This is a genomic window from Streptomyces sp. NPDC059003 (assembly GCF_042740445.1).
In the GTDB taxonomy this organism is placed as follows: domain Bacteria; phylum Actinomycetota; class Actinomycetes; order Streptomycetales; family Streptomycetaceae; genus Streptomyces.
The window spans coordinates 1-21,568 of sequence record NZ_JBHYJH010000127.1 but is presented as its reverse complement, the minus strand read 5'-3'; the positions used below and the strand labels follow the sequence as shown (position 1 = coordinate 21,568).

General features: G+C 73.5%; 6 protein-coding genes. 2 read left to right on the top strand and 4 right to left on the bottom strand.

What is annotated here, in order from left to right:
• Window positions 1-33 precede the first annotated feature (33 nt).
• Genes ACFWZ5_RS33045 through sbnA form a run of 4 tightly spaced genes read right to left on the bottom strand, consistent with a single transcriptional unit; the run spans window position 34 to window position 18,192 of the window.
• Window positions 34-852 (bottom strand): ABC transporter permease, encoded by an 819-nt coding sequence (locus tag ACFWZ5_RS33045; protein ID WP_384790685.1) that lies wholly within the window; start codon window positions 850-852, stop codon window positions 34-36.
• Window positions 849-12,584: an amino acid adenylation domain-containing protein gene (locus tag ACFWZ5_RS33040; RefSeq protein ID WP_384790682.1), complete on the bottom strand. Its 11,736-nt coding sequence runs from the start codon at window positions 12,582-12,584 to the stop codon at window positions 849-851. The genes ACFWZ5_RS33045 and ACFWZ5_RS33040 overlap by 4 nt, the downstream gene beginning before the upstream one ends.
• Complete coding sequence (locus tag ACFWZ5_RS33035) at window positions 12,581-17,206, bottom strand: amino acid adenylation domain-containing protein (RefSeq protein WP_384790679.1); 4,626 nt, start codon at window positions 17,204-17,206, stop codon at window positions 12,581-12,583. Before ACFWZ5_RS33035 ends, ACFWZ5_RS33040 begins: the two co-directional genes overlap by 4 nt.
• On the bottom strand, window positions 17,203-18,192 hold the full coding sequence (sbnA, locus tag ACFWZ5_RS33030; protein WP_384790676.1) for a 2,3-diaminopropionate biosynthesis protein SbnA: 990 nt from the start codon (window positions 18,190-18,192) through the stop codon (window positions 17,203-17,205). Before sbnA ends, ACFWZ5_RS33035 begins: the two co-directional genes overlap by 4 nt.
• Window positions 18,193-18,534: 342 nt before the next feature.
• Here sbnA and ACFWZ5_RS33025 point away from each other — a divergent pair, with 342 nt between their 5' ends.
• Window positions 18,535-20,133, top strand: coding sequence for a tryptophan halogenase family protein (locus ACFWZ5_RS33025; protein ID WP_384790673.1), 1,599 nt, complete (start codon window positions 18,535-18,537; stop codon window positions 20,131-20,133).
• 61 nt (window positions 20,134-20,194) lie between these two features.
• Entirely contained in the window at window positions 20,195-21,502 is a 1,308-nt protein-coding gene (locus tag ACFWZ5_RS33020; RefSeq protein ID WP_384891651.1) for a cation:proton antiporter, read from the top strand.
• Window positions 21,503-21,568 lie beyond the last annotated feature (66 nt).

Here is a 21,568-nt window from a genome sequence, read left to right as displayed (position 1 = left end):
ATGTCTCTCTCGGCTCCAGGGGTCTTGGATGGTTCAGTGCGTGTCGGCCCGGTAGCGCCGCATGCTGACCGCACCGGCGACCAGCAGCACGGCCGCCAGCGACACCACGGCGACCAGGACGGAGTGGGTGGCGGCGAACCCGGACACGTGCTGCGGATTGCCCCACCGCTGACGCACCACCGTGACCACGGCACTGACCGGGTTCCACTCGGCGATCGGGCGCACCAGCGCCGGCATCTTCTCCGCGGAGATGAAACCGGTGGACAGGAACGAGAACAGCACCGCGATGAGACCGCCGATCGAACTGATCGTCTCCGGATTGCGCCAGAGCAGCCCGAGCATGATGCCGACCCACACCATCGCGTACACGAACGCCGCCGCCACCGCGAACCCCGCGAGCACCGACAGCGGACCGCCGTGCGGACGCCAGCCAAGGACCAGGCCGACGACGGTGACCACCGCCATGCCGAACAGACCCATCACCAGGTCGCCGATCGAGTTGCCGATCAGCACGGTGGCCTTGGAGATCGGCAGCGACCGCAGCCGGTCCACCAGACCGCTGCGCAGGTCCATCGCGACGGCCATCGCCGTGGGCGTGATGCCGGCCAGACCCACCTGCATCAGCCCGCCCGCGAAGATGTACTCGCTGTAGTCGGAGCCGCCGGGCACCTCCACCGACGCACCCAGCAGATAGCCGAACGCCACCAGCACGATGATCGGGTTCATGACGATCCCGACCAGCCTGCCCGGCGCGCGGCGCAGCCTGCGCAGCCGCCGCGCCGCCACCGTCTCGATCTCGGTCAGGGCCGCGGCCAGCGCACCGGCCCGGACCGTCGCCACCTGCGTGGTCATCGCGCACTGCCCTTCCCCTGCGGCTGCGAGGCGTCCTTCAGCAGCCGGTTGACCACGGCGGCGAGCCAGGCCTGCGGAGCCGGGTGCATGAGGTGCTCGTGCCCCACGTCCACGGCGTGTTCGGTCAGTTGCGCGACATGGGGCCGCCAGCGGTCGGCCAGCGCCGCCCGCTCCGCCTCGGTGCGCTCGGCGGTGGCGATCACCAGGTGCAGCTCGCCGTCGTAGTGCTGCGGCTCGAACTGCCGCAGCAGCGCCCCGTGCCGGTCGGACAGCGCCATGATCCGCAGCACCGTGTCCTCGCCGAGCGCCAGCAGCGGATGCTTCTCCCCGCGCAGCTCGTCCAGCACGTCGTGCGGGGTCAGGGTGCGTCCCTCGAACCGGGCCCGGTCGTGCCCGAGCACCTCAAGGACGTTCACCAGCATGTCGGACTCCGACTCCCGCGCCGCCGCCCGGTCGGGCTCGGGGTAGCCGTCCAGATTCATCAGCAGCGCGACCTGTTGCCCCGACTGCCGCAGCCGGGCGGCGAGCTCCTGCACCACCAGGCCGCCGAACGACCAGCCCAGCAGGTGGTAGGGGCCCTCGGGCTGGATCTCCCGGATGCGGGCGAGATACTCCTCGGCCAGCTCGCCCATGCTCCGGGGCAGCTCTGCCGCACCGGACAGCGCGGGCGACTGCAGGCCGTAGACCGGGTGCCCCGGCTCCAGGTGCTGGGCCAGGCCGACATAGGGCAGCGCGAACCCGACGCCGCTGTGCACGAAGAACAGCGGGGCACGGTCGCCGTCCGGCCGGATCGGCAGCACCGGGGCGACCGGATCGAGGTGCCCGGCCCCCTCGATGACGCGGCTCATCGCCTCGCCGCGCCAGGCCGCGGCCTGCTCCGCCGGCTGCCGCCCGCCCGCGACCGCGGCCAGAGCGGCGACCGTGCGATGGGTGAACAGGTCGGCGATGTCCAGGCGCAGGCCCGCCGCCACGGCGCGGCCGATCAGCCCGGGGGCGAGCAGCGAGTGCCCGCCGATGTCGAAGAAGTCGTCCAGCACGCCCACTTCGGGCAGGCCCAGCACATCGGCGAACACGCCGCACAGCAGTTCCTCCGCCACGGTCTGCGGCGGGCGCCGGTCGTGGACGGCCGCGTCCGGCATCGGCAGCGCCGCCCGGTCCACCTTGCCGTTGGGGGTCAGCGGCCACGCGTCCAGCACGGCCAGCGCGGACGGCCGCAGATAGTCCGGCAGCCATGCGGCGAGCTGCGCGCGCAGCTGCTCCGGCACCGGTTCAACGCCCGCGTCGGGCACCACATAGCCCAGCAGCCGCGCCCGTTCGCCGTCGACGCGCACCAGGGCGTCCTTCACCCCGGGAAGCGCCCGCAGCGCGGCCTCGACCTCGCCGAGCTCGATCCGGAAGCCGCGGATCTTGACCTGGTGGTCGATGCGGCCGACGTACTCGAGCCGGCCGTCGTGGCCCCAGCGGACCAGGTCGCCGGTGCGGTACATCCGCTCGCCCGCCGGGCCGAAGGGGTCGGCCACGAAGCGGTCCGCGGTCAGGGCGGGCCGGCCGTGGTAGCCGCGCGCCAGCCCCTCGCCGGCGAGGTACAGCTCGCCCAGCACCCGGTCCGGCACCGGACGCAGCCGGGAATCCAGCACGTAGGCGCGGGTGTTGGCGATCGGCAGGCCGATCGCGGGCGCCCCGGCCCGCTCACGGTCCACCGGGCTCGACGTGGACCAGATCGTGGTCTCGGTCGGGCCGTAGACGTTGAGCACCGAGCCGGCCGTCGCGGCCAGCTCCGCCGCCAGCGCCTCGTCGATCGCCTCCCCGCCCGTGAGCACCCGCAGTCCGCGCAGCGCGGCGGCGTCCGCCTCCAGCAGCGCCCGCCACAGACTCGGCGTCGCCTGCATGACATCGATCCGCTCAGCCGTGATCAACGCCGCCAGGGCCTGCGCGTCGCGCACCGCCGCCCGGTCCGCAAGGACCAGCTCGCCGCCCGCGAGCAGCGGGACGAACAGCTCCAGGTTGGCGATGTCGAAACCGAACGTGGTGGTCGCAAGGAAGCGCTCCCCCTGCGCCAGGTCCAGCCTGCCGCGCATGTCCGCCAGGAGATTGCGCAGGGCGCCGTGCGGCACGGTGACGCCCTTGGGGCGGCCCGTCGAGCCGGACGTGTAGATCACGTACGCCGCGTGGGCGGGCAGCAGCCCGGCCGGCTCCGCGGGAGCAGGCCCCGCAGCCGCATCCGGGGCGTCCACCAGCAGGTGCGGCACGTCCGTGTCCGGCAGCCCGGCCGCGGTCGCCGCGTCGGTGATCACCAGCAGCGGCCCGGCGTCCTTGAGCATGTAGCGGATGCGGTCGCCCGGGTGGTCGGGGTCCAGGGGCAGGTACGCCGCTCCGGCGCGGGCCACCGCGAGCGCGGCGACCACCAGCTCCGGCACGCGCGGCAGCGCGATGCCGATCACCGTGTCCGGGCCGGCGCCCCGCGCCAGGAGCGCGCCCGCCAGCCGGCCCACCCGCTCATCCAGCTCCCGGTAGGTGAGCGCGCGGGCACCGCAGCGCAGGGCGATACGGTCCGGGGCCCGGCGCACCGACGCGGCGAACAGGCCCGGCACCAGGGCCGGCGGCACGGCCACCGCGGTGTCGTTGCGGTGCACCATGATGCGCTCGAGCTCACCGGGTGCCAGCACCGTCACCGCGCTCAGCGGCTGGTGCGGCCGATCGGCGACCGCGCGCAGCAGCCGGATCAGCCGCTCGCCCAGCTGCTGGCCCGAGGCCCGGGTGAACAGGTCCGAGCTGAACACCAGAGCGCCGAGGATCCCGTCCGGCGCGCCGCCGGTCCGCCGCTCGAGCAGGTCGAAGGCCAGGTCGGCCTTGGGCCGCATGTTGTGCAGCGGCTCCTCGCGGCAGTCCAGGCCCGCAAGCGCCAGCGGCGGCGTGCCGTCGTCCGCGGTGAACTGCACCAGCACCTGGAACAGCGGGTGACGGGCCAGCGACCGGACCGGGTTGAGGTCCTCCACGAGGTACTCGAACGGCACGTCCTGGCGGGCGTACGCGGCCAGGTCGGTCTCCCGGACCCGGCCCAGCAGGTCCACGAAGCTGGGGTCGCCGCTGGTGTCGGTGCGCAGCACGAGCGTGTTCACGAAGAACCCGACCATGTCGTGCAGGCCCTCGTCGTCGCGGCCGGTGACCGTGCTGCCCAGCGGGATGTCCGTGCCGGCCCCCAGCTTGGTGAGCAGGGCGGCGACGGCGGCCTGGACGACCATGAACAGGGTGCTGTTGTGCTCCTGGGCCAGCTGGGCCAGCGCCCGGTGCAGGTCGGCGTCCAGGGCGAAGCGGACGGTTTCGCCGGTGTGGCTGCTGACGGCGGGCCGGGCGAAGTCGCGCGGCAGCTCCAGTTCGTCCGGCAGGTCGGCGAGCACCTCGCGCCATTCGGCCAGCTGCTTGGACAGCGGCCCCTCCGCGTTGCGTTCGGAGCCGAACAGGTCGCGCTGCCACACCGCGAAGTCCGTGTACTGCAGGGCCTGCGGCGCCCAGCCGGGCGCCCGGCCCGCCAGCCGCGCGGCGTACGCCTCGGCGAACTGCCGCAGCAGCGGGCCGGTCGACACCCCGTCCACCGCGATGTGGTGGAACACCAGCAACGACACCGACTCGCCGTCGTCCAGCCGGTAGAGGTGGGCCCGCACCGGGCACTCGGTCTCCAGGTCGAAGCCGCGGTCCACCTCGCGTGCCAGCTCGGCCGCGAGATCCGCGCCGGGCACGTCCACCACCCGCAGCCGCGGCCGGAAGTCCGCCCGGGGCTCCTGGTGCGGCACGCCGTCGGCGTCCTGGGGGAAGACCGTGTGCAGCACCTGGTGGCGGGCCACGACATCACCGAGCGCCGCCTCGAACGCCGCCAGGTCCGGCACGCCCGTATAGCGCATCGCGATGGGCACGTTGTAGGTGCCGGTGCCGCCCTCGGCCATGTGGTTGAGGAACCACAGCCTGCGCTGTGCGAACGACAGCGGCCAGTGCTCGCCCTCGGCGAGCGGGGCGGCGGGCCGCAGCGGCGGCCGCTCCGCCTGCTCCGCCTGCGGCAGCAGCGCGGCCAGCGCGGCCGGGGTGCGCGCCTCGAACAGCGCGCGCACCGGCAGTTCGACGCCCAGCTCGGCCCGCACCCGGCCCAGCGCGAAGATCGCAAGGAGCGAGTGCCCGCCCAGCTCGAAGAAGTCGTCGTCGACCCCCACCGGCCCCTGGCCCAGCACGTCCGCGAACACGGTGCACACCAGGCGCTCCGCCGCGGTACGCGGTTCACGGCCCGGCGTGGACGTGCCCGGCTCGATCGACGCCAGCGCCGCGCGGTCCACCGTGCCGGCGGCCGTCAGCGGCAGCTCGTCCAGGACCAGCACCGCCGAGGGCAGCATGTAGTCGGGCAGCACCGCGGACAGCGCGGAGCCGAGGGCGGCGGCCTCCGGCACCTGCGCGCCCGGGACGGGCACGACGTAGGCGGACAGCCAGGCGGCCTCGTCCTGCCCGTCCACGCGCACCGCGGCCTGGCTGACGTAGGGCAGCGCACGCAGCGCGGCCTCGACTTCGCCCGGCTCGATCCAAAATCCCCTGACCTTGGCCTGCTCCTCGCGCCTGCCCAGGAACTCGAGCTCGCCGTCCGCGCCCCAGCGCACGACATCGCCGGTGCGGTACATGCGGCCGCCGTCCGGCGCGGCCGGATCGGCCACGAACGCGGTCGCGGCGGGCGCGGCCGAGCCCAGGTGGCCCACGCCGACGCCGCTGACATACAGGTCGCCGGGCACGCCGCCGGGAACCGGGCGCAGGTCGGGGCCGAGCACGTGCAGGGTCGTGTTGCGCAGCGGCCTGCCGACCGGCACCCGCCGGCGCGCCGCCGGCGGCGCGCTGATCACGGCGTGCGCGACGTCGCCGGCGCACTCGGCAGGGCCGTAGCAGTGCACGATCGGTATCTGCGGGAACCGGGCCAGCCAGCGGTTGCACAGGTCCGCGCCCACCACCTCGCCGGTGACCGTCAGCCGGCGCAGCCGGCCGGGGTCCACCGCGCTGCCCTCGCCGTCCCACGCGTCGAGCGCGGCCGACAGCAGGCCGGGGACGACCTCGAGCACGGTGACCTCACCGCTGCGCACGGTCTCGAACAGGGCGCGCGGCTCGCGGGCCGCGTCCCGGTCGGCCACCTGCACCGTGCCGCCGGACACCAGCGGCGCCAGCAGCTGCCACATCGCGCGGTCCACGGGGACCGGCGCGTGGTGCAGGAGCCGGTCCCGCGGGGTCAGGCCCAGCGTCTCGGCCTTGGCCAGCAGCTGGTTGACCAGGCCCGCGCGGGCGACCGTGACCGCCCCGGGGCCGGCGGTGGGGAGGACCACGTAGGCGGGCGCGTCCGGGGCGTCCGTGTCGGGTGCCAGAGCAGCCGCCGGGTCCACCCCGGCCTCCAGCGCCACCGGCTCGACCCGCAGGCCGTACCGCTCCGCGGCCTCGGCGATCACCTCGTCGGCCAGAGCACGGTGGCTCTCGTCCACGATCAGCTGGTCCGCCCCGCTGTCCCGCAGGAGGCCGGCGAGCGCGCCCGCACCCGCGGTGACGTCCAGCGGCACGTACGCCCGGCCCGCGCCGAGCACGCCCAGCACGGCGGCGATGTGCCCGGCGCCGGGACCGGCCAGCACCGCCACCCGCTCGCCGCCGGTCAGCCGCCGCGACAGCGCGCTGGCACGGCCGACCAGCTGGGCGTAGGTGGTGGCGCCGTCCACGTCGGACACCGCGACGGCGTCGGGGCGGGCCGCGGCGTGCGCCCGCACCCGGGCCACCACACCTTCGTAGTCCTCCGCGGTGACCGGGCCGGCGCCCAGCTCATCCAGGCGTGCCCGCTCCGCGGCGGACAGCACCTCCAGCTGGCTCACCCGCGCCCGCGGGTCGGCGACCGCCGCGCTCAGCAGGGCCAGGAACCGGTCGACGGTGCGCTGGGCCGTGCTGCGGGCATACAGCTCGGTGCGGTACTCCAGGACACCGGTCAGCGAGCTCGGTTCGCCGTCGACGAAGCACTCGTCGAGCAGCATCATCAGGTCGAACTTGGCCCGGCGCAGCGGCACCGGTGTGATCGACCCGAACAGGGCGGCCGCCTGCGCGCCGGTGTCCTGCCGGCTCGTCATCGTCAGCCGGTACTGGAACAGCGGCTGCCGGGTCGCCGACCGGTTCGGGTTGAGCGCCTCGACCAGGTGCTCGAACGGCAGGTCCTGGTGGGCGTACGCGGCCAGATCCGTCTCCCGCACCCGGTGCACCAGGTCGGCGAACGTCGGATCGCCGCTGGTGTCGGTCCGCAGCACCAGGGTGTTGACGAAGAACCCGATCAGGTCCTCCAGCGCCTCGTCGTCCCGGCCCGCCACCGAGGTGCCCAGCGGGATGTCGGTGCCGGCGCCGAGCCGGGTGAGCAGCGTCGCGAAGGCGGCCTGGACCACCATGAACACGCTGGCGTCCAGCTCGGCCGCGAGGCGGGTCAGGTCCCGGTGCAGCTGCGCCGGGATCTCGAACGCCAGCTCCTCGCCCTCGTAGCGCGGCACCGCGGGGGGCAGGTAGTCGGTCGCGATGTCCAGGGCCTCCGGAGAGCCCTCCAGCGCCCGGCGCCAGTACTCCAGCTGCTGTGCGGCCACACTGTCCGGATCGTCGGCATCGCCCAGCAGGTCGCGCTGCCACACGCCGTAGTCCCGGTACTGCACGGGCAGCGGGCTCCAGTCGGGGGCGTGCCCCTCGATCCGCGCCGCGTAGGCGGCGCACAGGTCGCGCACCAGCGGTGTGATCGACGCGCCGTCGAAGGCGATGTGATGGATCACCAGGAGCAGCACGTGCTCACCGTTGTCCACCTCGTACAGCACACAGCGCAGCGGCGGCCCGGTCAGGTCGATCCTGGTGTCCGCCTGGTCCGCGAGCGCCGCGTCCAGATCACCGGCCGCAACGGGCACGACCGTGACCGGCAGGTCCGGCTGCGGGTCCAGGACGTGCTGGACGGCGACCCCGTCCTGCTCCGCGTACACGGTGCGCAGCACCTCGTGCCGCGCGCTCACGTCGGCGAGCGCGGCGCGCAGCGCGGGCCCGTCGCCCGCCTGCGAGAGCCGGATCGCGATCGGCACGTTGTACATGCCGGCGGCGTCCGCCTCCTGCAGCCGGTCCAGGAACCACAGCCGCTGCTGGGCGAAGGACAGCCCGTGCCGGCGCTCGTCGCCGGGGGCGGGCCGCAGCGGCGGGCGCGCCGCCGCCGCGCCGCCGATCGCCAGCGCCAGGCCCGCGACCGTCGGGGCCTCGAACAGCGCCCGGATCGGCACCTCCAGGTTCAGCATCGCCCGCAGCCGGGCGATCACCTTCGTGGCCAGCAGCGAGTGCCCGCCCAGGACGAAGAAGTCGTCGTCGATGCCGACCGAGTCCAGGCCGAGGACCTGGGCGAAGACGAAGGCGAGGCTCTCCTCCAGCGGGGTCCGCGGAGCGCGGCCCACCGGCCGTGCCACGGCGCCCGGCTCGGGCAGGGCCTTGCGGTCCACCTTGCCGTTCGGGGTCAGCGGCAGGCTCTCCAGCGCGACCAGGGCAGCGGGCACCATGTAGTCCGGCAGCTCGCCCGCGGCATGCTCGCGCACCAGGTCCACATCCGGCAGTTCACCGCCGGGCACCGGCACCACGTAGCCGACCAGGCGTTTGCCGCCGCCGTCCTCGCCGAGCACCACGGACGCGTCGCCGACCATGGGCGCGCCGCGCAGCGCGGCCTCGACCTCACCCAGTTCGATCCGGTACCCGCGCAGCTTCACCTGGTCGTCCACGCGGCCCACGTAGTGCAGCACCCCGTGCGCGTCCCAGCGGGCGAGGTCGCCGGTGCGGTACATCCGCTCGCCCGCGGCGTCGAAGGGGGAGGACACGAACCGGGAGGCGGTGAAGCCGGGCCGGTTCAGATAGCCGCGGGCCAGCCCGCCGCTGACGTAGATCTCCCCGGTCACCCCGGCCGGCACCGGGCGCAGCGCGGAGTCAAGCAGATACACCCGGTGCGCCGCCAACGGCCGCCCGATCGAGGGGCGTTCGGGCCCGTGCAGCGGGCCGGCGCAGGTGGAGGCGAGCACGGTCTCGGTCGGGCCGTAGCCGTTGAACATCCGCACGCTGTCCGACCAGCGCGTCACGACCTCCTTCTGGCAGGCCTCACCGGCGACCACCATGGTCAGGTCGGCCGGCAGGGTGCTGCCCTCGGGCAGCGCCGCGGCGACCGCGGGCGGGAACGCCAGCAGATTGACCCGCTGCTCGGCGATCAGGTCGACCAGCGCGGGCCCGGGCAGCCGGCTCAGCTCGTCGGTCAGCACCAGCGTGCCGCCGCCGAGCAGCGCCATCGACCACTCCCAGATCGAGGCGTCGAAGCTGGACGGGGCGAACTGCAGCATCCGGGTGTCCGCCACGACGTCGAACCGTGCGATCAGGTCGAAGACCATCTTGGTGAACCCCAGGTGGTCCACCACGACGCCCTTGGGCCGCCCGGTCGACCCGGACGTGTAGATCACGTACGCGGCGTCGGTGGGCAGCAGCGGCCGGGTGCGCTCGGCGTCGGTCGGATCGCCCGCGGGGCGGGCGGCCACCCGCGCCGCCCGGTCCGGGTCGTCGACCAGGATCATCTCGGCCCCGCCTGCGGGCAGCGCGGGGCCGATGTCCACGGTGGACACGATCACGGCCGGCCGGGAGTCCTCGAGCATGAACGCGATCCGGTCGGCCGGGTACTGCGGGTCGACCGGGACGTAGGCGGCACCGGCCTTCTGCGTCGCAAGGACCGTCACAAGCAGTTCGGGGGTGCGCGGCAGCACCAGCGCGACCACCGTGTCCGGGCCCGCACCGCACGCGATCAGCTCGTGCGCCATCCGGTTGGCCCGCGCGTCCAGTTCGGCGTAGCTCATCGCGCCGCCGCTCCAGCTCAGGGCCGGTGCGTCGGGCGCGGCGGCGACCTGTTCGGCGAACAGCGTCGGCACGTCGCACACCCGGCGCTCGGCCAGGGCGCCCGCCCACGGGCCGACGAGGTCGGCACGCTCGTCGGCGGTGAGCGCATCCAGCGCCCCCAGCGGCCTGTCCGCGTGCTCCACCACGGTGGCCAGCAGCCCGGTCAGCCGCCGCACGACCCGCTCGGCGCCGTCCGCCGTGAACAGGTCAGGCCGGTAGGCCAGTTGCAGCCCGATCCGGGTTCCCGGGTGCACCAGCAGCGCCATCGTGTACTCGCCGGAGAGCTCGGCCTGGACGTCGTCCACGGCCAGGCCCGGCACGATCGCACTCAGCTCCGCCAGGTCCGTCGGATAGTTCTGGATGGTCACGGACGTGTCCAGGAGCCTGCGGATCCCGGTCAGCCGCTGGATGTCGCCCAGGCCCAGGTGCTGGTGGTCGGTCAGGGACAGCTGCTCGTCCTGCAGTCCGGCGGCGACGTCGGCGAACGACCGGTAGGGGTCGAGCCGCACCGGCACCGGCAGGGTGTTCACGAACATGCCGACCATCTCGTCCACCCCGGACAGGTCGGCCGGGCGGCCGGACTGCACGCTGCCGAACACCACGTCCCGGCTGCCGGTGAGCTGGCCGACGAGGATCGCCCAGCAGGTGTGCACCACGGTGGCGAGCGTGAGGCCGCGGCGGCGCGCGAAGGCGGTGACCGCGTCGGTCAGGTCCGCCGGCAGATCGGAGAAGAGGTGCTCGGGCCGCACCGGCGGGATCTCCTCGCCGTGGGGCGAGACCAGCGTGCCCTCGGACACGTTCGTCATCGCCGCCCGCCACGCCCGCTCGGCGCTCGCGACGTCGCGCTCGCCCAGCCAGCGCAAGTAGTCCTGGTACGGCCGCGGTTCGGGGGAGGCGGGTACGCCGTCTTGGTAGGCGCTCAGCAGCTCGCGCAGCACGATGGGGGTGGACCAGCCGTCCGCCACGATGTGGTGGAACGTCCACAGCAGCCGGTGCCGGTCGGGGCCCAGGCGGATCAGCGTGAACCGCATGGGCGGGGGAGCCGCCAGGTCCACGCCGCGGTCCCGGTCGGCGGCCGCGAAGTCGGCGAGCTGCGTCGGGGAGGCGCCGCTCAGGTCGACGTGCGCCCAGGGAAGCTCGATCGTCTCGGGGATGACCTGCAGCTGCTCGCCGGTCGCGCTGTAGCGGAAGCAGCAGCGCAGGTTGACGTGGCGCTGCAGCAGGCTCGCGGTGGCGGCGCGCAGCCGGTCCTCGTCCAGCGGCCCGGTCAGGTCCGCGTGCACCTGGACGTGGTAGACGTCCAGTTCGTTCTTGTGCAGGCCCGCGTGGAACAGCATGCCCTTCTGCAGCGGTGACAGGGGCAGCACGTCCTGCAGCGGCCCCAGGTCGGCCTCCAGGTCGTCGATCTCGCGCTGCGTCAGCGTCGAGACGGTCAGGTCCGAGGGCGTACGGCCGCCCGCACCCGGCATGCTTGCGTGCTCGGCCAGCAGGCCGAGCAGCCGCAGCCATTCCTCGGCCAGCTCGGCGCAGCCGGGCACGAGGTCGGGCAGGTAGGCCCAGTCGGCGACCAGCCGGCCCTCACGCACCGCCACGGTCACGCTCACCGCGTGCTCGACGGGGGTGGCCGGGTGAGCGGCGGCGCTCACCGCAGCGGGCAGCTCCGCGTCGAAGCGCAGCCGCACCTGCGGGGTGCCGCGCCGGGCGAGCACCCCTGCGGTCTGCGGGTTGAGGCGGCGCAGCACGCCGTAGCCCGCGCCGCCGTCGGGCAGCGCCCGCAGCTGCTCCTTGACCCGCTTGAGGGCGTCGTCCAGGTCCGCGTCGCCGGGCGTGAGGTCCTCGGGGTAGAGCACGGCCGCGTCCGCCCGCACCGGGAATCCGCTGCCGCAGTGGCCGACCGTACGGCTGAGGTCGAGGTCCTCGACGGGCGGCCGGCCGCCGTGGCCGGCCAGCTCGACCAGCACGGCGGTGCGGCCCGCCTCGGCCTCGCCGCGGTGCGCCGCCGCGGCGATCGCCAGCGCGGCGAGCAGCGCGTCCTCGGTGGTGGCGTGGAACGCCGACGGCAGCGTGGACAGCAGGGCCGCACTGGCCTGTGCGGGCAGCTCCTGGCGCAGATGGCACAGCGCGGCCGCGGTGTGCTTGGCCGCATCGAGCACCATATCCGGCACCAACTGGGCGTCGGAGTCCAGCTGTTCGGTCCACGCGGGCAGCTCGCGCACCCGGTGTGCGGCGCGCGCCTGCTCGGCGAGGCGGGCCGCCCAGTCCCGGTAGGGGACCGGCACGTCGCCGGCCACCGGTGTGCGCCCGGCGACGGCGTCGCGGCACCCGGCGAGCAGGTCGTCGGCGAGCACCCGCCACGATGCGGCGTCCACCACGAGCTCGTGCGCGAGCAGCACAAGGCGCTGCCCGGCGAGCACGGCCTGCAGCGTGATGCCCTCGCCGACGGCCAGGCGCTCCCGCGCGGCCGCGGCCAGGTCGGCCGGCTCGGCGTCCGCCGGGGCCTGGGACACCAGCTGCTCGGCGCGCACCGCCCCCACGGGGAGCACTCCCGAGGTCAGCAGGCCCTCGAACGGCTCGGTCAGGCACAGCCGCAGCGCCTCGTGCCCATCGAGCAGCGCCTGCACGGCCGCGGTCAGCGCGGCCAGGTCGGTGCCCTGGGGGGCGTTGAGGACCAGGAACTCGCCCGACTGCGCGCCCGCCTCGGGCAGTGCGCCGGCCCGGTCCCGCAGCCGCTGCACCGCCGGGGTGAGTGCGGCCTCGTGCATGTCCCGCGGTCCGTCCGCCGCCGCTCGCTGCGACTGAGTCACGATGTCTCCCTCTTGTTGGCTCCGCAGTGCGCGACCAGGGCGCGCAGGGCCCGGAACCAGGTGTGTGCGATGTCCTCGGCGTCCGTGTCGGCGAACAGCTCGCCCGCCCACAGCCAGTCGGCGACCAGGTGCGGCCCCTCGGGCCGGTCCTCGGTCACGGGCGTGACGGCCAGGACGTGCCGCAGCGGCATGTCCGGGCTGGTGGCGGTGGCGATCACCGCGTCGCCGCCGTCCAGTTGCCAGGCGCCGGTGCCGGTGCCCGCGGCGAACCGGCCCAGGTAGTTCAGGCCGAGCTCGGGCGGCGCGAACCGGGCCAGCGCGGTCTGTGTCTGCGCGTTCAGGTAGCGCAGCAGGCCATAGCCCAGGCCGCGGCCGGGCGCGGCGTAGGTGCGTTCGGCGAGCCGCTGCAGCGCGGCGCCGCCGGCCCACAGCTCGTCCCAGTCCAGGTCGCCGCCGTCCGCGCAGGTGTCCAGGCGTACGGGGAAGACGCTGGTGAACCAGCCCACCGTGCGGGCCAGGTCCTCGCCGTCGATGGGCTCGCGGCCGTGTCCCTCCAGTTCCACCAGGACCTGCCCGGCGTCCTCGCCCCTGCGGCGGCGCCAGTCGGCGACGGCGATGGCCAGCGCGGTCAGCAGGACGTCGTTGACCTCGACGCCCAGCACGGCGGGGGTCGCGCCGAGCAGCGGCCTGGTCACCTCGGGGGGCAGGACCAGGCGCAGCGCGTGCCCGGTGGCGTAGGTGTCGCGCAGCGGGTCGAGCGGCCGGGCGGCCAGGGGCGGGCCGCTGTCGCGGACCTGCTGAAGCCAGGCGGGGAACTCGGCCAGGCGCCCGCTGGAGCGGGCGTCGCGGCCCAGGGTGCGGCACCACTGCCGGTAGGAGGTGCCGACGGCATCGAGCGCGATGTCGCGGCCGGCGGTCACCGCTTCCCAGGCCTCGCGCAGGTCCGGCACCAGGACCCGCCAGGAGACGCCGTCCACGCACAGGTGGTTGACCAGCCACAGCAGCCGGTCCGGTGCGTCGTGGGTGCCGCGGACGAGGACCGCCTGGGTGACGATGCCGTGCTCGGGGTCCATCCGCATCCCCGCGGCCGCCGCCAGGTCCGGTATCGGCGCGGCGGCGGCTTCGGTGAGCACGTCGCCGGCCTTGACCGAGCCCGGTGGCAGGGTCTCCATCACCCACTGCCCGGCGACGGGGACGCTCACCTGCATCCGCAGGGCGTCGTGGTGGTCGAGCACGGCCTGCAGCGCGTGGCCGAGCCGGTCGGTGTCCGTGCCCTCGGGCACGTCGACGACCACGTACTGGCCGTAGCGGCGGGCCGCGTCGGGCAGGCCTTCGGCGGCCAGCAGGGCCAGGTCCGCGCAGAGTTGCGCGGTCACCGGCGGCGGCTCGACGGCGCCGATGCCGTCCTCGGCGCGGGGCGCCGACGGCGGGCGCACCGGCACGGCGGCCGCGGCGATCGCGGCCGGCGTCTTGAGCTGGAAGATCTGCTGCGGGGTGACCTGCAGGCCCTCGCGGCCGATCCGGCTGGACACCTGGATCGAGATGATGCTGTCGCCGCCCAGGTCGAAGAAGTTGTCGTCCGGGCCGACCCCGCTCAGGCCGAGCGCCTCGGCGAACAGCCGGCACAGCAGCTCCTCGCCGGGGGTGCGCGGCGTGCCCGCTCCGCCCGTGCGCACCACGTCGTCGGCGTCCGGCTCGGGCAGCGCCTTGCGGTCCACCTTGCCGTGGGCGGTCAGCGGCAGCGCGTCCAGCGCCACGATCACGGACGGCACCATGTACGCGGGCAGCACTGCGCCGAGCCGCTCGCGCAGGTGTGCCGGGTCGTCCTGCGCGGTGTCGGCGGGCACCACGTAGCCGACCAGGCGCTGCCTGCCCAGCTCGCCGAACACCGTGACGGCCGCGTCGCGTACGTGGGCCTGGGCGAGCATCGCGGCCTCGATCTCGGCCAGTTCGATCCGGTTGCCGCGCAGCTTGACCTGGTGGTCGCGGCGTTCGACGAACTCCAGCTGTCCGTCGGCGCGCCACAGCACCCGGTCGCCGGTGCGGTACATGCGCGCGCCGCCGCCCGCGAACGGGTCGGGCAGGAACGTCGCGGCGGTCTTGGGGCCGTCGCCGAGGTAGCCGCGGCCCACGCCGGCCCCGCTGACGTACAGCTCGCCGATGACGCCGCGGGGCACGGCCGCCAGGTGGTCGTCCAGGACGTACAGCGAGGTGTTGCGCACGGCGCGGCCGATCGGGACGCGGCGTCCGGCGGCGCCGGTGATGCCGTCGTCGGCGGTGAGCACCGCGTGGGTGACGTCGTCGGAGCACTCGGTGGGTCCGTAGGCGTTCAGCAGGGGAATCGCCGGTTCGCGGCGAAACCAGCGCTCGCACAGTTCGGCGGGCATCGCCTCGCCCGTCACCAGCAGCCAGCGCAGGGCGGGCAGCCGCGGTCCGTTGCCGGCCAGGTCCCAGGCGTCGAGTGCGGCGCGCAGCAGCGAGGGCACCACTTCGACGACGGTGACTTTCTCCCGTGCGGCCAGCGGGAACAGCAGGTTGGGGTCGGCGGCGACGGTGCGGGACACGATGCGCACCCGGCCGCCGACCAGCAGGCCCGCCAGGAGCTGCCACACGGAGATGTCGAAGGTGAGCGGCGCGTTCTGCAGGACGGTGTCGGCCGAGGTCAGGCCGAGGTCCTCGATCTTGGCGCGCAGGTGGTTGACCATGCCGCCGTGCTGCACCATCGCGCCCTTGGGCGTGCCGGTGGAGCCGGAGGTGAAGATGACGTACGCCAGCGCGTCGGGGTCGTCGGGGGTGCCGGGGCCGTCGGGCAGGCCGGCGGGTTCGGCGGGTTCGGGGTGCTCGGTGTCGTCGAGGAGCACGATGTCGGCGCCGGTCTCGGCGGCGATCTTCGCGGCCAGTTCCCTGTGTTCGGCGTCCGCCAGCAGGCAGCTGATGTTGTTGTCCGCCACCAGGCCCGCGGTCCGTGCGGCGGGGGCCCGCACGTCCAGCGGCACATAGGCCGCGCCCGCCTGCCAGATGCCGAGCATGCCGACGACGAACGCGGCGCCCGGTGACGCGAGCACGCCGACCAGGCCGGTGGCGGGCAGGCGCGGGGTCAGCGCGTGCGCGCGGGCGAGCAACTCCTTGTAGGTGAGTTCCCGGGGCGCGTCCTCGCTTCCCTCGATGAGCGCCACCGCCTCGGGGCTGCGGGCGGCGACCGCGCGCAGGGCCGCGGCGACGCTCAGGTAGGGCTCGTCGGTGGCCGCTCCGTGCGACATCCGGTCGTAGGCGCCGGCCTCGGCCGCGTCGAGCAGCGCGATCCGGCCCACGGGCGTCTGTTCGGCGGCGCCGGCGAACCGGCCCAGGAAGTGTGCGAACCGGTCGGTGTGGTCGGCCACTTCGTCGGCGTGGTACAGGTCCGGGTTGCCGTTGATGTTCAGCTGCAGGGGCTGGTCGGCGTTGTCGACGGTGGTCACCATCAGGTCGCTGACCAGGCCGGTGGTGAGGTTGTGCGCCGTTGCCGTGCACGGGCCGAGGTCCAGGGCGGTGGGCTGCGGCAGCATGTTCACGAACGGGCCCACCGGCCAGCGGTCGGCGGGCCGCAGGCCGAGGTCGCGGCGGATCGCGCCGACCCGGTAGCGCTGGTGGCGCAGCAGCTTGGACAGGTCGGCCGCGGTCCGGCGCAGCAGCTCGGGGCGGCTCTCCGTGCCGTCCAGGCGCACCTGCAGCGGCAGGAAGTTGGCGGTCATGCCGGGGACCTTGAGGGCGGTGGCACTCATCCGGGCGCTGGCGGCGACGGTCAGCGTCACGTCGGGGGCGCCCGTGATCCGGTGGGTGTAGAGGGCGGTCGCGGCCATCAGCAGCGCGCCGGTGCTCACGCCCGCCGCGGCCGCGGCGCCGCGCACGGCGCTGGATGCCGCCTCGTCGAGGGTGCGGGTGCGGCGCAGGAAGCCACCCGGCAGCGAGTCCACCGGCGAGCGGGTGGACAGCGTGGCTGCCGCGGTGGTCCGGGGGAACCGCTCCTGCCAGAACGCGCGGTCGCGCTCCTCGAACCGCGTCCCGAGGTAGGACTGCTCCTCCTCGACCAGCAGCCGCAGCCCCGGCAGCGCACCCGGGCCCACGTCCGCGCCCGCGGCCAGGCCCGCGTAGATCTCCGCGAACCGGCGCCAGTACACCAGGTGGCTGTAACCGTCGCTGATCGCATGGTGGTTGCACAGGTACAGCCAGGTCCGCTGCGGGCCCAGGCGCAGCTCGGCCAGCCGGATCAGGGGGAAGGCGTCGATCGCGAACGGGTGCAGCAGGTCGGTGTCCATCCACTGCCGGGCGGCGGCCTCGGGGTCGGCCTGCGCCGACAGGTCGTGCCGGCTCAGCGGCACGGCGGGCAGGGCCTGGACGGTCTGGCGGGGCAGCCCGTCCCGCACCAGGAAGCGGATCCGGGTGCACTCCGCCTCGTCGAGCAGCCGCCCTGCGGCGGCCGTGAGCAGCGCGGGGTCCACGGGACCGCGGATGTCCAGGTAGGTACCGGAGTTGTAGGCGGGCGTCCCGCCGGAGAACTGCTCGTCGTACCAGATCTCCGCCTGGCCCGCGAGCAGCGGGAACGCGGCGGGTGCGGCCGGCGCCGGGTGCTGGGCCACCGTCACGGCTGCCTCCTGGGGGTGGCGGGCTGCGCGGCGGCGGCCAGCGTGTCGGCTCCGAAGTGTTCGCTCACCCACTCGTCGTCGTAGATGGTGTCGAGGTAGCGCTCGCCGAGGTCGGGGGCGATGGCCACGGCGGTGAGGCCTTCGGTGGGGGCGTGCTCGTCCAGCCAGCGCAGCGCGCCGGCCACCACGGTGCCGGTCGAGCCGCCGAACAGGAAGCCGTTGCGCTGCAGGGTGCGGCAGGTGCGTACGGTGTCGCGTTCGGCCACGACGATGAGCTCGTCGACGTAGGACCGGTCGAGCAGGGCGGGCCGCACCGCGGTGCCCAGGCCCGGGATCAGGCGCGGCAGGGGCGGGAATCCGAAGGTGACCGACCCCTCGGCGTCGACGCCCACGATCCGCACCGAGGGCTTCTCCTCGCGCAGGTAGTGCGCGCAGCCCATCAGCGTGCCGGTGGTGCCCGCGCCGACGAACAGCACGTCGAGCTCGGGGAATTCCTTGAGGATCTCCGGGCCCGTGGTGCGGGCGTGCGCCAGCCAGTTCGCGGCGTTGCTGTACTGGTCGAGCCAGACGTAGTCGTTGTCCCGGCACAGCTGCTGGACGCAGTCCAGGCGGGCGCCGAGCAGTCCGCGCTCGGGGTGGGGTTCGCCGACCACCCGCACCTCGGCGCCGTGGGCCCGCATCAGCTGCTGTGCGGCCCGTGTGCAGCGCGAGTCGGTGACGCACACGAAGCCGTAGCCGTAGCCGGCCGCGACGATGCTCAGGGCGACGCCGAGGTTGCCCGAGGAGCTCTCCACGATGGTGGCGCCCGGGCGCAGCACGCCCGCGCGCTCGGCGGCGCCGACCATCTCCAGGGCCGCCTTCAGCTTCACCGAGCCGGCGAAGTTGAAGCCCTCGCACTTGAGGTAGAGCGACGTCCCGAAGGCCGGCTCCAGGGAGACATAGAGGTCCCCGACGTTGAACTCCTCGGGCCGGGTGATCACCGTCATCGTGTCTCCCAGCGGTCCGGATTAGAGAAATCGGGCCGCGACTCCGTAATCGACATCTTCTCCAAACCCCTACTCCGACACTCCCCGACTCGCGATATTCGGCAATGATTACGGGCGTCGCTGACAAGGCGATGACGCACCACTGACAAGCCGCCCTGACCTGCGAATATAGAATTCCGCAAGGTTCTCGCACAGAGCGGTTCCAATGATTCGTTGACTTCCGGCAGCTCCCCGTGGGAAATTCGGCAAACACCTCAGAAAAGCGGCTTTCGAAATTCTGGATTCTGGCGATCGAACCAACAGGCACCGCCACGCGGTGCCGAAAAGAAAGGGTGAGCAGCGGTGGAGGATCATCGGATCAAGCGGGTCGTCGTCCTCGGTGGCGGAACGGCCGGATGGATGTCCGCCTCGTACCTCGGCAAGGCTCTCGGTCCGGACGTGTCCATCACGGTGATCGAGGCACCACAGGTGGGCCGCATCGGTGTCGGCGAGGCGACGGTGCCCAACCTGCACAAGACGTTCTTCGACTACCTCGGTTTCACCGAGGAAGAGTGGATGCGCGAGTGCAACGCCAGCTTCAAGATGGGCATCAAGTTCACCAACTGGCGCACCCCCGGCACCGGTGAGGCCGCCGCGCGCCCCCTGGGACAGGGGGAGGACTCCTTCTACCACCTGTTCGGGCTGCTCGCGAACTCGGACAACCTGCCGATCTCGCACCACTGGACGCACCAGAAGCTGACCGGGCAGACGGACGAGCCGTTCGACTACGCCTGTTACCGCGAGCCCCCGGTCATGGACCTGAACCTGTCGCCCCGCTACATGGACGGCACCAAGTGGACCAACTACGCCTGGCACTTCGACGCCAACAAGGTCGCCGACTTCCTGTGCCGGTTCGCCGTGCAGAAGCAGGGCGCGATCCACATCCAGGACAAGATGACCGGCGCCGAGGTCGACGAGCGGGGCTTCATCACCTGCGTCAAGACCGAGACCGGGCGGGTCATCGAGGGTGACCTGTTCATCGACTGCTCGGGCTTCCGCGCCCTGCTCATCAACGGCGTGATGCGCGAGCCGTTCCTGGACATGAGCGACCACCTGCTCAACGACAGCGCCGTGGCCACCGCCGTGCAGCACGACGACGAGGCGGAGGGCGTCGAGCCCTACACCGGCGCGATCGCCATGTCCTCCGGCTGGACGTGGAAGATCCCGATGCTCGGCCGGTTCGGCACCGGATATGTGTTCTCCAGCCGCTTCCAGTCCCGCGACGACGCCACCCTCGAGTTCTGCAAGATGTGGGGCCTGGACCCCGAGACCCAGCCGCTGAACCAGATCAAGTTCCGGGTGGGCCGCAACCGCCGCGCCTGGGTGCGCAACTGCGTCAGCATCGGCCTGGCCTCCTGCTTCCTGGAGCCGCTGGAGTCCACCGGGATCTACTTCACCTACGCGGCGCTCTACCAGCTCGCCAAGCACTTCCCCGACAAGCGGTTCGACCCGATCCTGCAGAGCCGGTTCAACGCCGAGATCGAGACCATGTTCGACGACACCCGGGACTTCCTGCAGGCCCACTTCAGCTTCGCGCCGCGCAACGACACGGCGTTCTGGCGGGCCTGCAAGGACCTCGAACTGGCCGACGACATCAAGGAGAAGATGGCCATGTACCGGGCCGGGCTCCCGGTGAACATGCCCATCACCGACGAGACCACCTACTACGGCAACTTCGACGCCGAGTTCCGCAACTTCTGGAACAACAGCAACTACTACTGCATCTTCGCCGGCCTGGACCACATGCCCGAGCACACCCTGCCGATCCTCGCGGCCCGCCCGGACATGGTGGACCGCTCCCAGGCCGTCTTCGACGGCATCAAGGCCAAGCAGAAGGAACTGGTCGCCACCCTGCCCTCCACCTACGAGTACCTGCGCAAGCTGCACGGCAAGACCAGCTGACCCGCCACCGCGGCAACGGCACGGACACACCCGGGCGAGGGAAACGAGGGAAGAGGAGCCGGTGGACACCGAAGCGATAACCGCGCTGGTGATAGCGGACGTTGCGATCATCGTCGTCGCCTCGTGGCTGCTGGGGGCACTGGCCCGGCGCTGCGGCCAGCCGACGGTGATCGGGCAGATCGTGGCCGGTATCGCCCTGGGCCCGACCCTGCTCGGCCAGCTGCCGGGCAACCCCACAGGGCACCTCTTCCCGCCGGAGGTGAAACCGTTCCTCACCGTCCTGGCGCAGGTCGCGGTCGTCATCTTCATGTTCCTGGCGGGATACGAGACCGACTTCGGCCAGCTGCGCCGCGGCAGCCGCGCGGTGGTCAGCGTGGCGACCCTCGCGCTCGTGGTGCCCATGGGGCTCGGGGTCGGCTCGCTGGAACTGTTCGGCGGCGCCTTCGACGCCGTGGGCCACGGGCACGCCGAGGGCGGGTCGTTCACCTTGTTCATGGCGGTGGCCCCCGCGGTGACCGCCCTGCCGGTGCTCGCGGCGATCGTGCGCGAGCGCGGCATGGCGGGCAGCCCGGCGGGCACGGTGGCGCTGGCGTCGGCCGGGTTCATGGACGTGGCGGCCTGGCTCGTCCTGGCCGCCGCGTTCGTCGGCACCGGGCACCAGAGCGGACACTCCTGGCCGGTGACGCTGCTGCTGATCACCGGGTTCGTGGCGGTGATGCTGCTCGGGGTGCGGCCGCTGCTGGGCAAGCTGCTGTCCAGGCCGGCGGCGCTGCTGATGAACCGGGTGCCCCTCGCGCTGGGGCTCGCCCTGGGCAGCGCCTGGGTCACCGCCTCGCTGGGGCTGCACCCGGTCTTCGGCGGCTTCCTCGCGGGTCTGACCATGCCCCGCGTCGGCAACCGGCCCGACCCCGAACTGCGCCACACCCTGGAGCAGACCGCGGGGGTGCTGCTGCCCCTGTTCTTCGTCACCACGGGCCTGTCGTTCGACATCGGATCCGTGGACGGCGACGGGGCCGTCCTGCTGGCCCTGATCCTGGCCATCGCGATCGTGGGCAAGCTGGGGCCCGGCTACGCGGCCGCCCGGATCGGCGGCCTGGACCCGCATCAGTCGGCGCTGGTGGCCGCCCTGGTCAACACCCGCGGCCTGACGGAACTGATCGTGCTCAACGCGGCGCTGGACACCGGCCTCATCGGTCCCGAGCTGTTCACCGTCTTCGTCATCATGGCCCTGGTCACCACCTTCATGACGGGGCCGCTGCTGCACCTGGTCAACCGCCGCGCCAAGGCCCTGGCCCCGCCGGGCGCCGCGGCGAAACCGGCGGCCGGGGCCGCGCGCGACCAGGAAGGCGCCGGTCACGCGGCGAAGTGACCCGGCACCACGGACGACGGGCTGTGGCCCTTTCCACATATACACATCAACCAGCCCACCAGCACA

Excerpts from the sequence above, each read along its gene's own strand:
- ACFWZ5_RS33045 (WP_384790685.1), bottom strand. The coding sequence starts at position 852 with ATGACCACGCAGGTGGCGACGGTCCGGGCCGGTGCGCTGGCCGCGGCC.
- sbnA (WP_384790676.1), bottom strand. The coding sequence starts at position 18,192 with ATGACGGTGATCACCCGGCCCGAGGAGTTCAACGTCGGGGACCTCTAT.